Source organism: Alkalihalobacillus trypoxylicola (assembly GCF_001590785.1).
Taxonomy (GTDB): Bacteria; Bacillota; Bacilli; order Bacillales; family Bacillaceae_D; genus Alkalihalobacillus; species Alkalihalobacillus trypoxylicola.
Genome location: NZ_LTAO01000014.1, coordinates 16,248 through 31,949, shown reverse-complemented (window position 1 = coordinate 31,949; position 15,702 = coordinate 16,248). Strand labels below are relative to the sequence as shown.

The following is a 15,702-nucleotide window of genomic DNA, read 5'->3' as shown; positions in this document are numbered from 1 at the left end:
TTGGTCCTTAAATCAATTATATTTATGTGAGCTAATAAAATAAACACCACTCTATAAAGCAGTAAAGAAGGCAGCTTTGCTCTAGTTATTAAAGAAACAAGTAGAGTCTTTGTAAAGTTAAGATGTAACAAGGATTCTACAGTTCCCCATACTATAAAAAGTGGTAATCTTTATGGGAAATACAAATAAATAGACGAAGGAAATATATATAAATAGGAGTAGGTAAAGTGAAAAGGAAAGAATCGTATTATATAAAAAAAAGTGATAAGGGGCTGAAGCTCTTAGAAGAAGGATTATCCCTTTACCCAAATAATGAAGGTTTGAATAGACTAATGGCAAAGTTTCTTTATGAAAGTAAAATCGCGGATAAATCAGTATATTATTGGGAAAAGACTATTGAAATTCAAGGTGGCAAACCAAACGTTAGTGATTCGATCGGTTTGGCTAAGGCATTAAATGAAGAAGGTTCCAATAGTAGAGCTATTAAGGTTTTAACACAAATAGTAAAAAATAATCCTAAAAATCAAGAAGTTCAATATATACTTGCTAAAACTTATCGATTAACCGAACAATACCAAAAGGCAATTTCATTATGGGAACTTTTATTTAGTAATAAAAGTTTTAATGCCTCAGAAGCGGATTTCATTGAGTCAGCTGATAATTACAGCAACTTACAAAAATATGTAGAAGCAAGTAATATTTTAATAGAAGGTTTGAAAAAAAATAAAAGAAGTTCAAATATCCTAAGTAAATTAATAGATGTAACATTACTATCACAAAGATGGGAAGAAAGCTTAAATTATTTAGAAGAGTATCATAAATTAAAAGAACAGGTAGACATTGAACTCTCTATGGTTCAACAATTATTAGGTAACCATAAAGAAGCAGATTTGAAAATGCAGAAAGTGTTAAATGATGGTTGTAAACTAGAAGAAACATATAAGAAATTAACTATTTTTGATAATGGCAAAACAAGGGTAGAGTTTTATAAGAAGTTAGAGAAAAATAAAAGAGTCATAATTGTATTTGATTCTCTAAATTGGACTTGGAATAGAAAACCGTTTGCCTTTGATTTATTGCTAAGACAAGATGTAGATATTATTGCAGTAAGGAAAGGTAAAAAGGGGTACTTTCAGGATTTCTCCTTTGAAAGTTTTAATAAGACAATCACTAAATTGTTAAGCGGTTATGATGAGAAATTTTCGTATGGTTATAGTTTAGGAGCATATGCTGCTATTTACTATACATCAAAATTAGAATGTAAAATACTAGCTCTTTCACCTCGTTTATCAATTCATTCAGAATTCGGCAAAAAAAATCTAAGAGGAAAACGTTTTTTGCATGATACTCATTTTGAAAAAAACGAGAGAATTGAACCAATTATTGTTTATGATCCTAAAAATAAACAAGACCGGAAGTATATAAATGAAGGAATAAAGCCTTTTTTCCCAAATGCTTGTTTTATTGAATCTCCATACAGTGGTCATGGTGTTGCACCACATTTATTAAAAATGGGGCTACTTAAAGAATTTGTATTAAAATTTCTGCAAAATGAAATTCCTAACTATGATAATAATTTAAGAACTCGTTCTTCTTCATATTACAGAGTACTGGGTGATGAATGTTTTAAGAGAAATAAACCAAGGTGGGCTTTAGACTTAGTAGAACATGCTACCTACTTAGACCCTAATGACAGTTCAAATATGAGGTTGAAAATACACATTCTTAATGGGTTGGGTAAGCATAAAGAAGCAGTTAACTTTGCCAGGAATTGCAAAAAAATAGTTGAAAGTGATCGTACAATTCGCTCTCTTTTAATTGATTCATTGGTATTTATGAATGATATGGAAGGGGCGCGGAAGGAAATTGATGATTATATTGATATCTTCGGAAGGACCCCTGGTATTACAAAAAAAGAACAGAAGTTAAAACGAGAAGCAGAGAATTTAAATGTAAATAAAATTTAAATGCCTTTTGACTGAAATCTCTTGGAGGTATTAACTTTGGATAATAATAATTGGTTAAAGCATCTGGATCATAAAATGTTAAAAGATGCTCAAAGTAGCGCTTTTTGTTCCTATTTAATTGCTTTAGAAGGTTGGAGAAGAGGATTAACCTTAAAATATTACTCTGAAAAAGTAACAAAAAAAAATATTCATGCGCCAGGACTTCTTTATACTCTAAGCTCGGATACTAATACTCATAGATTTTATAAAGCGAGAGGAGATAGAGTTAAAGAACAGGCATTTAGTATAGGCAGTAATAAATTCGCAACCAAAAAATGGTTAGAAAAGCAAGGTATACCTGTTGTTGAAGGAGAAAAATTTGGAAAGGATGTACCGGATTATGAAATAATCGACTATGCTAATAGTTTAGGTTATCCTGTGGTATTAAAGCCTGTAGTAGGTGCACAAGGTAAGGGAGTAATTGCAAACATTAATACAACTGAATACTTAGAGAAATCCCTCAAGTATGTACGTAATCAATTAAATAGTTCGGATGTCATTATAGAGAAACATTTTGAGGGAGAAGAATATCGATTATATGTTATAGAAGATGAAGTGATTGCTGTTATGAATCGTATACCGGCAAATATAATTGGTGATGGTGTACACACAATTGGAGAATTAATCAAGTTAAAAAACAAAGAAAGAAAAAAGAATCCTAGATTAATTACGTGTCTAATAAAAAAGGATTTTGAAGTACTAAATACTTTAGAAAAACGTGGACATACTCTTGAAAGTAAATTAGCCAAAGGACAACAACTTTTCCTTAGAGAAAATTCTAATATTTCTACTGGAGGAGATTCAATAGAAGTTACAGATTATTTTCCTGAGGAAGTAAAGAAGATAGCTGTGGCAGCTTTAAAATCAATACCAAACTTTCCACATGGTGGAGTAGATATTATTTATAATAAAAATAAAACAGGAGAAGAGTCTGCTGTTGTAATAGAATTGAGTCCAACTCCTCAAATAGGTTCTTTAGTGTTTCCGATGAAAGGAGTTAGTCGTGATGTTCCTTCTGCTATAATAGATTATTATTTTCCTGAAGTTAAAGAAAAAAAGAATGTAAATTCAAATATATACTTTAACTTGAGTGCAGTACTAGAACCATTAATAAATAAAACAGCAAGTGAAGTAACAGTAAGTCCTCCACCTTCTAATTTAATCATTTCCAAAAAAATGATTGTTGTTGGTGAAGTACAAAGGGTTGGATATAGAAAATGGGTTAGAAAAAAAGCTATTGAACTAGATTTGATTGGGTATGCAAAAAATTTATTAAATGGAAATGTAGAAATTGTAGTAGCAGGAACCGAAAATAACATAAATCTATTTAAGGATAAATGTAGAAAAGGCCCTAAAGCAAGTAAGGTTGAAACGGTATCAGAAGAAATTTCAGAAGCGTCTTTAAAAGTTGGCTTTGAAATATTAGAGGAACCAAAGAAAAAACAAAAATTAACAATTAATAATAGTAACAATAACGGACAAGTGAAAAAAATAAAAAGCATTAGTATAAAGAGATTCTTAAAAAGACTTTTAGGTAAAAAATAAGCAATATTATAAAATATACTTAATAAAAGTTTCAAAAACTTCAACTAACAAGTATAAGATTGTATTTTTAATACTAAAAAATATGGTAAATGAAGAATATCACGTAAATGAGTTCATTTTTTTGATAAAGTATATAACGGGCTTATAGATAAATTAGAATTAGAAAGAAGATTTATTGGATAGATGTAATTGAGGTGTAGATAAAGTGGTGCAGAGCAATGAAGGTAAACTTACTCGAAAAACATGGGAAAGTGCTATTGATGAGCAAATAAAATATGTTGAACATTCACTTGATAATTTAGAGGCTAAAATTAAGTTATCTATTCTATATAGAGTATCAGGAAATTATTCTGAATTTAGTAAGTTATTTTCAAATATTCTCTTGGAGGAAAAAGAATATTTGAAGGATGATAAACTTGGTTATCGAAAATTAGTTCTATATGACAATGGCCAAAGTAGAATTGAATTTTATAAAAAACTCCAACACACTGAAAGAGTCATCATTACCTTTGATTCTATTTTTATGACATGGGATAATCCATCATTTGCTTTTAAGCTGTTAAGTGAACAAAACATGGATATAATTGCAATTAGAAAAAAAGAAAAGAGCACCTATCAACAAGATTTGTCTCAAGAAGAATTTATTGAAGTTGTGAGTCCACTTATGCAAGGGTATACCGATAAAATGGCGTACGGATTTAGTTTAGGCGCTTATAATACTTTGTATTATGCTTCCATGTTAGATTGTCGTATCATGGCGATGTCACCAAGATTATCGATTCATCCAGAATATGGGCGAACAAAGATAATCCCAAAATTTAAAATGTTAGACAATGAATTATTACCAAAAAACCCAAAAATAAAGCCAATAATTGTTTATGATCCAAAAAATTCGCTGGATAAACGATATGTAAAGGAAGGGATTTTGCCTTCATTTCCTAATGCAACTGAGGTTAAGATTCCATATGTTGGGCATGGTTTAGCTCCACAATTACTAAAAATGGGACTATTAAAATCCTTTGTATATGATTTTTTACAGAATAAAACTCCAGTATATGATCGAGCAAAAAAGATTAAATCCAATACGTATTACACAAATTTAGGTAATGCCTGCTATCAAAGAAATAAATTAAATTGGGCTTTAAATTTAGTTAATAAATCGATAGAGTTAGAATCAAAAAGTAAGGAAGCAACAAAATTAAAGATTAAAATATTAAAAAAACAAACCCGCATAAAAGACGCATGTTCATTTGCAAAAGAAGCAATTCACCGAATTCCTAATAACCTTGATTTAAGACTTTATTTAGTTGATATTTTTATTGAACTTGGGGAGTATTTAAAAGCAGATGACGAAATAAAGAGATGTATTCATAAATTTGGTGAAAATTATTCGATTAGAAAACGTATTAAAAATCTAAAGGACTTAGTGTAATTAGGTTAGTTTTTGTATTATTAATTTCGTTTTAAGGTTTGGGGTTCTGGATTCATGCTAACGTGTAATAGTTGGAATCTTGACCTTAATATTGTGTTTTAAAAATCCATTATGTATAATTTTAAAAAGTATTATTAATTTGTTCGAAAGGATAGCGAGATGAGAGCTACAATAACGGTACTAAAAGAACAAATTCAACATTTTTATTTGATTAGAAGATTATCTGCCTATGAAATAAAAAGTAAAAATAAAAATAATTATTTAGGAATGGCATGGGAAATCATTAGTCCAGCCATTCAATTACTTATATACTGGTTTGTATTTGATACGATAAGAGCTAGAAATCCTATTTTGATTGGTGGAGAAGAAGTTCCTTTCTTCACGTGGTTATTAGCAGGTTTTTTTATATGGATATTTTGTTATCAATCCATGCTGCAAGGTTCTAAGTCTATTTATTCAAGATTACGTATGCTTTCTAAAATGAATTTCCCAATGAGTGTCATTCCTAATTTCGTGATTTTTTCTAATTTTTATATCCATTTACTTATGTTATTTATTTCAATAATAATTTTCCATTTTTTTGGATTTTACGCAAATATCTATTATTTCCAATTTATTTATTTTATTATCGCTGCTTTAAGTTTGCTATTTGCCATCTCATTAATTACCTCTACACTATCTACCATTATTCGAGATGTTCACATGTTTTTAAATTCTACTTTAAGAATGCTATTTTATTTATCGGGAGTATTATGGCCAATTACCATTTTAAGTGACTTTCCACGCCTTATGCAGCTTATGATGCTAAACCCTATTTATTATTTGATTGAAGGTTACCGAGCTGCTTTCTTTGGGACTGAATGGTACTTTATAGTGAATTGGCAATATACGCTTTATTTTTGGGCAGTTGTTTTAGTACTCCTTCTTGTTGGCTCAGCAATGCATATTAAATTTAGAAGACACTTTATTGACTATCTATAAAGGGAATAGTGATATATATGGATAAAGCCATTGTTGTTAAAAATGTAAAGAAAAAGTATAAATTATATAGTGGAACAAGAGAGCGTATTTTAGATATTATTGTTCCCGGACGTTTTGGTGAAGAATTTTATGCCCTCTCTGGAATTGATTTTAAGGCTGATATGGGAGAAGTAATTGGATTTGTTGGAATAAATGGGTCAGGAAAATCCACTTTATCAAACATTATTGCAGGAATTGTTCCGGAATCTTCTGGTACTGTTAGCACGAATGGTCAGGTTGCATTAATTGCCGTATCAGCAGGATTAAAAAATGATTTAACTGGTAGAGATAATATAGAATTAAAATTATTAATGCTAGGATTAAGTAAAGATGAAATTAAAGAATTAGAGCCTGAAATTATTGAATTTGCTGAGTTAGAAAAATTTATTGATCAACCTGTTAAATCCTACTCAAGCGGAATGAAGTCTCGTTTAGGCTTTGCCATATCAGTTAGTGTGGATCCTGATATTTTAGTTATAGATGAGGCACTTTCAGTTGGTGATAAGGCTTTCGCTGAAAAATGTTTAGATAAAATGAAAGAATTTAAGCAAGATGGTAAAACGATGATATTTGTTAGTCATTCAATCGGCCAAATGAAAAGGTTTTGCGATAAAATTCTCTGGTTAGAATTTGGTAAAGTGAAAGAATATGGTGCCGTTCAAGAAGTTATGCCTAAGTATGAGGCATTCTTAGATTATTGGAAAAAAATATCTAAAGCTAAACGTGAAGAGTATAAGCAGAATGTTATAAATAATAAAGAGAAAACCTTTGATATTCCCATACCAGAAGTAGTACAAGAGCAAGAGAAAAGTATCGAAACAATCGAAGAAAGAGCCATTAGTAGAATGGGAATAATTAATCAAGAGGAATGCTTCATTTATAATACTCCAAATGATTTAAATGTATTTAAATCAGCTCATCCATATAAAAAATCTGTTTATTATATAAAGAGAAAGATAACGTATAATGATGAAATTTTTTATTTATTAAGTAATCAGCCCTCAGCTAAAAGTGATGTAATTGGATGGATGAAAGCTAAAGATGTAAAAACACGTCAGCATACTACGATCGATGAAGATAATAAAACTTTTATAATTATAGGAACAGGTAAGGGGTTCAATAGACCTTGGGGAAGCGAGAAGAATTACATTTACAACACACTTAATAAATATAAGAATAATGAGTTTCATGTAATAAAAACAGATCGAGTGGGAAAAACACTTTGGTATTATGGACTTCTTGATGATAAAAAGGTTTGGATTCATGAGAATGATTTAAAAGATTAGAGGATAATAATATGTTGAAAAGTACAGAGCTAATGAAACAAGAGAAGTTATTTTTTACAATATTAGTTGTGACCAAAAACGAAGAAGCCTATATTGGAAGATTATTAGAAACACTAATCAATCAGGATTTCTCTAAGGATTTATATGAAATTATTATAGTTGATGGTTGTTCTTCGGACGCTACCATAGATATAGTAAATAATTATTTAGAAAAATATCCTAGTTTAATAAAAATCTTAAATAATCCAAAGCAAACATTACCCCCTGGATGGAATAAAGGCATAAAGGAAGCATTGGGACAATATATTCTTAGAATTGATGGGCATACAGAGGTTAAGGAAAATTTCCTTCAATCTTATTACCAAGCCATTAAAAAGGAACCGAATGCAACCTGTGTAGGGGGGATTGTTGTTTCAAAAGGAAATGGATTCCAAGGTGAAGTAAATGAATATGTTTTCTCCCATCCTTTTGGTGTTGGGCGTTCTATGTTTCGAATACTACAAAATGCTTGGGAAGGTTATACAACGACAGTTCCTTATGCAGCTTATAAAAAAGAAGTATTTGAAGAAGTAGGTTTATTTAATGAGAGTTTGAAAAGAAATGAAGATATAGAATTCCATCAGCGCGTTAAAAAGATGGGAGGTTCTTTTTTCTTAACAACTTCTATTCAATCGACTTACTATGTGAGAGATTCTATTTTAGGTTTAATTAAAAAATCTATGGGAGATGGAACATGGTCAATGATTGCTAACCGTGTTACCCCAGGCTCTCTTAGCCTATTTAAACTAATACCTCTTATAGCATTTTTAATGGCAAATCTAATGATTATTCTATCCTTTTTTTATTCGAATATTTTTTATGTTCTTTTAGGATGTATAGGTCTTTACTTTTTAATGGCATTTATATGTAGTCTTCGATTAGTTAAAAATAAGGGATTACGTTTTTTGGTTCCGTGTATATTTACTTTTTTTTGTTTGCACTTTTCTCGTGGGCTAGGTTCTTTTATTGCTTTTTTCAAAAAAGAATTTTGGAAATTAGATACGTAAAAGGTAATTATAATTTAGTTAACAGATTTAGATTATTTATTATATAGCTTTATATCTGTTTTTTTTGTTAAAATTAAATAAAAGTTTTAAAGTATGATAAACGAAGAATATATTTATTTTATAAAATGAAATGTATATAGTTAGGGTGATTTAATCAAAATGTTAGGAAATAAAAGTATTAAAAAAGAAGAATTAACTTTTGCAAATACCCCTAAGATCATACTACAAGTTAGAAATTATAAGAAAAAGGTAAAAAACTTGCTTCGCCTTTTAGTGAATCGTCGTAAAATTTATCTTAAATTATATCACAAGATTTTTATAAGAAGTAAACTAAATAAAAATAGAGTACTATTTGAAAGCTTTAGCGGGAAATCATACTCTGATAATCCTAGAGCCATTTATAATGAAATGGTTAAACAAAATTTACCATTTGAATATATCTGGATTATAAATGATACAGACAAAGAAATTCCTGCACCCGCTAAAAAAGTAAAAAGGTTTAGCTTAGCCTATTATTATTACTTAGCAACATCTAAATTTTGGGTACTAAATACTAGATTACCAAATGGAATTAAAAAAAGAGAAGAGGTTATATACATTCAAACTTGGCATGGTACTCCTTTAAAGAAGTTAGCATTTGATATGAATGAAGTGCGAATGCCTGGAACCACAACAGAAAAATATAAAAGAAACTTCTATACGGAATCTCAAAAATGGGATTATTTAGTATCTCCTAATAGATATTCTACAGAGATTTTTCAGCGTGCTTTTAAATTTGATAAGGATATTTTAGAGGTTGGTTATCCGAGAAATGATGTTCTATATCAAAAAAATAATCAACAAGATATTTTAAAAATCAAAGAAAAAATTGGGTTACCACTAGATAAAAAGGTTATTCTTTATGCTCCTACATGGAGAGATGATGAATATTATGGAAAAGGGAAATACAAATTTGATTTGAAGTTAGATTTGCAACAATTTCAAACACGTTTATCAGGTGAGTATGTTCTCCTTCTGAGAATGCATTATTTAATTGCTGATTCTATAAATGTCGAAGGAGTAGAGGACTTTGTTTATAACCTTTCTTCTTATAATGATATTTCTGAATTATATTTGGTCTCAGATGTTTTAATAACTGATTATTCATCTGTTTTTTTTGATTATGGTAACCTTAAAAGGCCAATTATCTTTTTTACGTATGATATTGAAAAATATCGAGACATGCTTAGAGGATTTTATTATGATTTTGAACAAAAAGCTCCTGGACCGTTATTATCTGAATCAGAGCAAGTAATTAATGCAATAGAGGACATTAGTTGTATAAAGAATAAGTATAGTGAGAAGTTCTCTAAATTTTATAATAGATATTGTTCATTAGATAATGGAACTTCCTCTCAGCAAATTATAAATCAAATTTTTAAATCCAAATAAAGAATGAATAGGTGCAAAAAGAATGAGAAAATGTTTAAGTAAACTTAAGAAAACTAATTTAGTTCGTCAATTAACTGCACTCATTTTTTGGACCATATCTTTATTGCCAGTAAAAAAGAAGACGATTTTATTTGAAAGCTTTTCAGGTAAACAATATAGTTGTAATCCAAAGGCGATATATGAATATATGAAGGAACAGGGGTATTCAAACGACATGATTTGGAGTGCAAATGGAAATATCGCAAAGGAATTTGAAAAAAATAATATTCCTTATGTAAAGCGATTTTCCTTACAATGGTTTTTGTTTGCACCGCGTGCCCAGTATTGGATAACGAACAGTAGAATGCCGTCATGGATTCCAAAACCTAAGCATACTAAGTATGTACAGACCTGGCACGGAACACCTTTGAAACGTTTAGTTGCGGATATGGATGAGGTTCATATGGCTGGTTCCTCAAAAGAAGAATATATTAAAAACTTCCATAATGAATCGAGCCATTGGGATTATTTAATTTCTCCTAATCATTATTCAACAGAAATCTTTAAGAGAGCCTTTAACTTTAATAAAAAAGTACTTGAAACAGGCTATCCAAGAAATGATTTTTTAGTAAAGATGAATAATGAAGAGGATATTAAACGTATTAAACAAAGAATGGGCATTCTCCTTGAAAAAAAAATAATCTTATATGCGCCTACATGGCGGGATAATGAATATATAGAAGCAGGTAAATACACTTTTCAGTTAAAATTAGATTTAAATCTTTTAAAGAAAAATTTAGGAGAAGATTGTATTGTTATTCTAAGGCTTCATTACTTTATTTCTAATTCAATCAATATCGATGAGTTCGAAGGATTTGTAATCGACTACTCCAACCACTCTGATATTAATGAGCTATATCTCATCTCAGATTTATTGATAACTGACTATTCATCTGTTTTCTTTGACTACGCAAATTTGAAAAGACCGATGATTTTTTATATGTATGATTTAGAGTTGTATCAACATAAGCTCAGAGGTTTTTATCTAAATATAGAAAGTGATGTTCCTGGTCCAATCGTAACTACAACGACAGAGGTTATAGAATGGATTGATACCTTTTTGTTCAGGCAAGTAAAAGGGCTTGGAGAAGACCCTTACCATGACTTTATAAAAAGATTCTGCTCATTAGAGGATGGAAGAGCAAGTGAGAGGGTCGTACGCCATATTTTTGAATAAAGAAATATGGTTTAATTCTTGACTTTAGGTACCTAGAAAATATTTGTAAATATTGGAGAAAGATATTAGAGGTGCTTCAAATGAAATCACAGATTGGGAAGCTCCCAACCACCATATTTGATAGTAAGAAAATTATTGATTATAGAAATATTGCTCAAGTGTACAGTGCAAAAGAGGATTTATGGTCTTGGTTTATACTAAGAAGAATTTCCATCTATGTGACGATCCTTTTTATTAAGCTTAAATTAACTCCTAATATGGTTAGTTGGTTAAGCTTTTTGGGGATTTTATCATCTGGTTTCTTTATGGTATTATCAACCCCTCTATCGTTTTTTTTAGCTTTTATTTCTTATAATGTAGGTTATTTATTTGATTGTGTAGATGGTGAAATAGCTAGAATAACCAAAAGAACTTCTAAAAAGGGTTTTTTTATTGATATGTTAATACAGGCAGCTACGCTCCCGGTATTTATTTCATTTATTTTTACTTTGTTAATTCAAAATGGATATTTAGTTTTAACTATTTGGGAAAGCTTCGCTTTGTATGGACTGGTTGCCTTTACAATTATGAGCTTATTAATCCCTCTTTCTTATCAAATAACCTTAAGTAAAGAAATGGAACAGGATCCAGTTAATAAAATTAGAGCAAAATCCTTCTTGTTTTCAATAGCGGGATTTTTACTTGGATTACCTGGCTTTTATGTAACTTTACTACTACTAATCATCGTTGAAAGATATATTGAGCTGCCTCTTACGCTCTTCTATATCTTTTCATTCTTAATCATTTTAGTCCTAAAAGTGTGTGCTCGATTATTCATCACTTTAAAATCTATATAAATTTGGGACTTTGTAAAAAATCTCCTAATCCTATCAAACTTATAAATTTTATGCTATAATTTTTTATCAGATACTGAATTCACTAAATTTTAATAAAAAATAAATAAACTTTTTATATAATTATAAATTTGTTAGGTTTTGGAGGGTGTTTTATGAAAAAGGTTATAACGTACGGTACTTTTGATCTTTTGCATTGGGGACATATTAACCTATTAAGACGTGCAAGAGAGTTAGGTGACTATTTAGTAGTTGCCATTTCAAGCGATGAATTCAATGCAATAAAAAATAAAGAGTCTTTTCATAGCTTCGAAAATCGAAAAATGATTTTAGAGGCAATCCGTTATGTAGATGAGGTAATAGCGGAAGATAATTGGGAGCAGAAGGTACTAGATGTTCAAAAGCATGACATTGATGTCTTTGTTATGGGTGACGATTGGGAAGGTAAATTTGACTTTCTGAAAGAGCATTGTGAGGTTATTTATTTACCTAGAACAGCAGGTATTTCAACGACCAAAATTAAAGAAGGCTTACAAGCTATCAACGATTAATATATTTTTTGTAAATATATTGTCTTAATATGGTTAACTTGTAAAACTGTCTATTTTTTTAAGATCGATATGTTCTTTACAAATTTTATGTTAAAATACCCTTAGACTATATATGCTAGGGGTTTTTTTATGTCAAATATATTTCCAGAAAAGACATCGCGATTTTCTGTTATTTTAGTCGATATATTAATTATTTTATTTTCATATATGATTTCCTTTGTCATTGCCTCTAATTATCGGGTTATCCAGGAAAGGAATATTGAAGCTTTTATAAGTTTAGTTCCTTGGGTGCTTTTAATCGGGGTCTTTTTATTGTATGCATTTGAGCTAGATCGTCTTGTGATGCGTGACCATTATGATATTGCACGAAAGCTAATCGTAACCGTGCTATTTATGTTTATTTTTACGACAGCTGCTTCTTTTTTATTTAGAGAATTTGCTCTGCCTCGTTCGGTTATTTTAATGAGTCATTTCTTTTCATTCGTTTTAATGTTCGGATGGAAAATGTTGTATTTAAAGATTACGAGTCAAAAGTTTAAAGACCGAGCCGTTTTTATTGGTGATGAGGATGAGTATGATCTAATGACTGAAAACCTGGTTGCCTCTAATTTAACAACAAGCAAAAAAGGTCTTTCCCGTTTGCACAATCATTTTTCTATTAAAGAAACAGAGAGGCTTTTAATGCCTTATAATTATATTTTTATTGGTTCTAATGTAGATGAAAAGCGTAAAAATGAAATCCTTTATTATGCGATGAAGCATCATAAGCTTAGCTATCTTGTTCCAAATATGAATGATTTATTTGTCATGAAAACCTCGGTTACGACTCTAGGGGATTCAATGGTTATTCAAGTTAAGCCTTTTAATCTAACAAAAGGGCAGGAAATGATTAAGAGATTAGTAGATGTTGTATTTGCAGTGATTATGCTTATCCCAACTTTACCTGTTATGGTGATGGCAGCTTTGTTCATAAAGCTAGAGGATCGGGGTCCTATTTTCTTTAAACAAGAGCGAGTTGGCAAAGATCAGAAGTCTTTTCATGTATTAAAGTTCCGTTCGATGATTGTAGATGCTGAGGCTAAAACAGGCCCTGTTTTAGCGACAAGTAAGGATAATCGAATTACAAAGGTTGGAGCTTTTATGAGAAAGACAAGAATTGACGAATTACCTCAGCTCCTTAATGTTCTAAAGGGAGATATGTCCTTAGTCGGTCCTAGACCGGAGCGTGAATTCTTTACAAGGCAATTTACTGACCAAAATAAATGGTTTCATTATCGTAGCTCAGTAAAGCCAGGAATCACAGGCTACGCTCAAGTGCTTGGGAATTATACAACAACACCAGAAAGAAAGCTAAAGTTCGACTTATATTATATTCGCCACTATTCAATCTGGTTAGATATAATGCTCTTAGTTAAAACGGTCATTGTTGTACTGAATAAAACTCAAGCAGAGGGAAGTACGACTGAAGATAAAATCGACGAAAAGCTTAATAAATCTAAATTTGGCTTTATGAAAATTCGATAATCCTTTAAAGAAAAGTACTCTAATGGGCTTTACAGAAAAACCATAATTTCTTAAAGAAACGGACAGAAAGACTGCTATTATCTTAATGATAATGCAGTCTTTTTTTGTTTCCAAAATAATTAAGGTCAGTTGAAAGTCTAATCTTACTTTTCTAGGTTCATACTGTTAACAATGAGCTCCATTCATTCATATTACTTCACAAACGATTTACATTAAAACTGAATTTAAGAATACGCCAATTACCGATATTAAAAGTAATTTGATACAATTTATAATAACCTATCAACACCGTTTTTATTGAAACAGGAAGGGTCCGTTTTATGATATCAAAACATGCAATTGCTTATTTGTTTTCTCATGGTGTTCCTGCTTTAGTAAGCTTTATCAGTATTGCTGTATTTACTAGGCTGTTAACCCCAGAACAATACGGTATTTACGTATTAGTGTTTGCTGTTGCTGCAATGCTTAATTCAATTGTTTTTGAGTGGTTAAAGCAAGGATTATTACGTTTTTACCCAAAGCTTGGTGAGCAGCCCTCCTTCATTCACACATTAAAGCTTTCATTTGTAGCTTGCATTCTTTTAACCGCAGCGGTCGGAAGCGTTGTTTATTTTTTAATTGAAGATATAGATTTGTTGTACCTTATTTTATGCCTCGTTTTAGCTTGGAGTCAGTCTTGGAATGGAATGAATTTAACCTTAATGAGAGCTAAGCTTCAGCCTTTATCTTATGGCTATTTAGCGTTCTCTAGAGCTATTTTAACGTTAGGGATTAGCATTGTTCTCATAACCGTTGTTGGGTTGGGTGAAACGGGATTATTGTTAGGGTGGATTATAGCTCTAATAATTACGACACTTTATCCAACAATGGTGCATTGGAGAGGAAATAAAGCAAGTGATAATTCATTTAATCCAGACTATTTTAAAAAAATCTTTTCCTATGGCTTTCCGTTAACCATCACTTTTTTAATGGCTATTATTATTCATAATTCAGACCGTCTTATGATCCAATTTTTTATGGGAGAAGCAGCTACGGGTGTATATTCTGCGACCTATGATTTAACAGAACAAACGATTTATACGATTATGATGATTATTAATTTGGCTGCCTTTCCTATCGTGATTAAAACGATGGAGCAGGAGGGGGAGAGTCAAGCCTTTCATCAAATTAAAAGGAATACGAGCTTAGTTTTAATGGTTGCTTTTCCAGCAGTAGCAGGTTTTATTTTATTATCAGAACATATCGTGACTTTCTTATTAGGAGCAGATTTCCGAAAAGAAGCTTTAATGCTTATTCCTTTTATTGCGATTGGTGCTTTTTTGAAAGGCTTTAAAATTTATTGTGTTGATATTGTGCTTCAGGTAAAACAAAGAACCAAAATTCAAATTATACCAGTAGCCGTAGGAGCAGTTAGTAATATCTTGTTTAATTTTTGGTTGATCCCACAATTTGGATTATTAGGAGCAGCTTATTCGTCCATTATTGCTTACATCCTTGCAGTAGCAACAAGCTGGGTACTCGTTTCTATATATATTAGTGCTTTGCCTTTTCCTTGGCGGGATTTTTACAAGATAACATTAGCTACCCTTACTATGATAGCCGTTATATGGCCACTTTCATCAACTGTCGGGCTCATATCTCTTATCGTGCTTTCTGTTCTAGGGGCATTGATTTATGTGCTTATACTCTACTTATTAAACGGTTTAGATATAAGAAATTGGGTAAAAAAAAAGACGAAAGCAATTCATCGATAAAGAACGATCCAAATAAGAAAATTAAGCTATTATTTGAGCAATGAAAAGGAGATAAGGG

The 15,702-nt window shown here is 30.7% G+C and carries 12 protein-coding genes; all 12 read left to right on the top strand.

Annotated elements, in window-relative coordinates; genetic code table 11:
• Positions 1 to 227 precede the first annotated feature (227 nt).
• The 12 genes from AZF04_RS11320 (at position 228) to AZF04_RS11265 (ending at position 15,644) form a co-directional block, all read left to right on the top strand.
• Positions 228 to 1,967, top strand: a complete 1,740-nt coding sequence (locus AZF04_RS11320) for a tetratricopeptide repeat protein (protein WP_061948811.1) — start codon at positions 228 to 230, stop codon at positions 1,965 to 1,967.
• A 36-nt stretch (positions 1,968 to 2,003) separates the two neighbouring features.
• Positions 2,004 to 3,551 (top strand): acylphosphatase, encoded by a 1,548-nt coding sequence (locus AZF04_RS11315; RefSeq protein ID WP_061948810.1) that lies wholly within the window; start codon positions 2,004 to 2,006, stop codon positions 3,549 to 3,551.
• Between the two features lie 208 nt (positions 3,552 to 3,759).
• Positions 3,760 to 4,983, top strand: a complete 1,224-nt coding sequence (locus AZF04_RS11310) for a tetratricopeptide repeat protein (RefSeq protein WP_153017249.1) — start codon at positions 3,760 to 3,762, stop codon at positions 4,981 to 4,983.
• Positions 4,984 to 5,142: 159 nt separating this feature from the next.
• The gene (locus AZF04_RS11305; protein WP_061948808.1) at positions 5,143 to 5,964 is read left to right on the top strand and encodes an ABC transporter permease; all 822 of its coding nucleotides are present in this window, start codon (positions 5,143 to 5,145) and stop codon (positions 5,962 to 5,964) included.
• A gap of 17 nt (positions 5,965 to 5,981) precedes the next feature.
• Positions 5,982 to 7,289 (top strand): teichoic acids export ABC transporter ATP-binding subunit TagH, encoded by a 1,308-nt coding sequence (tagH, locus tag AZF04_RS22150; RefSeq protein WP_061948807.1) that lies wholly within the window; start codon positions 5,982 to 5,984, stop codon positions 7,287 to 7,289.
• A gap of 11 nt (positions 7,290 to 7,300) precedes the next feature.
• Positions 7,301 to 8,335, top strand: coding sequence for a glycosyltransferase family 2 protein (locus AZF04_RS11295; RefSeq protein WP_061948806.1), 1,035 nt, complete (start codon positions 7,301 to 7,303; stop codon positions 8,333 to 8,335).
• Between the two features lie 159 nt (positions 8,336 to 8,494).
• A complete protein-coding gene (locus AZF04_RS11290) occupies positions 8,495 to 9,766 on the top strand; it encodes a CDP-glycerol glycerophosphotransferase family protein (RefSeq protein WP_082795317.1) in 1,272 nt (423 codons plus the stop codon).
• Positions 9,767 to 9,788: 22 nt separating this feature from the next.
• A complete protein-coding gene (locus AZF04_RS11285; RefSeq protein ID WP_061948805.1) occupies positions 9,789 to 10,982 on the top strand; it encodes a CDP-glycerol glycerophosphotransferase family protein in 1,194 nt (397 codons plus the stop codon).
• A gap of 80 nt (positions 10,983 to 11,062) precedes the next feature.
• Positions 11,063 to 11,818 (top strand): CDP-alcohol phosphatidyltransferase family protein, encoded by a 756-nt coding sequence (locus tag AZF04_RS11280; RefSeq protein WP_061948804.1) that lies wholly within the window; start codon positions 11,063 to 11,065, stop codon positions 11,816 to 11,818.
• Between the two features lie 152 nt (positions 11,819 to 11,970).
• Positions 11,971 to 12,366, top strand: coding sequence for a glycerol-3-phosphate cytidylyltransferase (tagD, locus tag AZF04_RS11275; RefSeq protein WP_061948803.1), 396 nt, complete (start codon positions 11,971 to 11,973; stop codon positions 12,364 to 12,366).
• 129 nt (positions 12,367 to 12,495) lie between these two features.
• Positions 12,496 to 13,890 (top strand): sugar transferase, encoded by a 1,395-nt coding sequence (locus AZF04_RS11270; protein WP_061948802.1) that lies wholly within the window; start codon positions 12,496 to 12,498, stop codon positions 13,888 to 13,890.
• 320 nt (positions 13,891 to 14,210) lie between these two features.
• The gene (locus tag AZF04_RS11265) at positions 14,211 to 15,644 is read left to right on the top strand and encodes a lipopolysaccharide biosynthesis protein (RefSeq protein ID WP_061948801.1); all 1,434 of its coding nucleotides are present in this window, start codon (positions 14,211 to 14,213) and stop codon (positions 15,642 to 15,644) included.
• Positions 15,645 to 15,702 lie beyond the last annotated feature (58 nt).

Coding starts and splice junctions, on each gene's coding strand:
- AZF04_RS11295 (WP_061948806.1), top strand. CDS start 7,301: ATGTTGAAAAGTACAGAGCTAATGAAACAAGAGAAGTTATTTTTTACA.
- AZF04_RS11270 (WP_061948802.1), top strand. CDS start 12,496: ATGTCAAATATATTTCCAGAAAAGACATCGCGATTTTCTGTTATTTTA.
- tagH (WP_061948807.1), top strand. CDS start 5,982: ATGGATAAAGCCATTGTTGTTAAAAATGTAAAGAAAAAGTATAAATTA.
- AZF04_RS11285 (WP_061948805.1), top strand. CDS start 9,789: ATGAGAAAATGTTTAAGTAAACTTAAGAAAACTAATTTAGTTCGTCAA.
- AZF04_RS11280 (WP_061948804.1), top strand. CDS start 11,063: ATGAAATCACAGATTGGGAAGCTCCCAACCACCATATTTGATAGTAAG.
- AZF04_RS11290 (WP_082795317.1), top strand. CDS start 8,495: ATGTTAGGAAATAAAAGTATTAAAAAAGAAGAATTAACTTTTGCAAAT.
- tagD (WP_061948803.1), top strand. CDS start 11,971: ATGAAAAAGGTTATAACGTACGGTACTTTTGATCTTTTGCATTGGGGA.
- AZF04_RS11265 (WP_061948801.1), top strand. CDS start 14,211: ATGATATCAAAACATGCAATTGCTTATTTGTTTTCTCATGGTGTTCCT.
- AZF04_RS11305 (WP_061948808.1), top strand. CDS start 5,143: ATGAGAGCTACAATAACGGTACTAAAAGAACAAATTCAACATTTTTAT.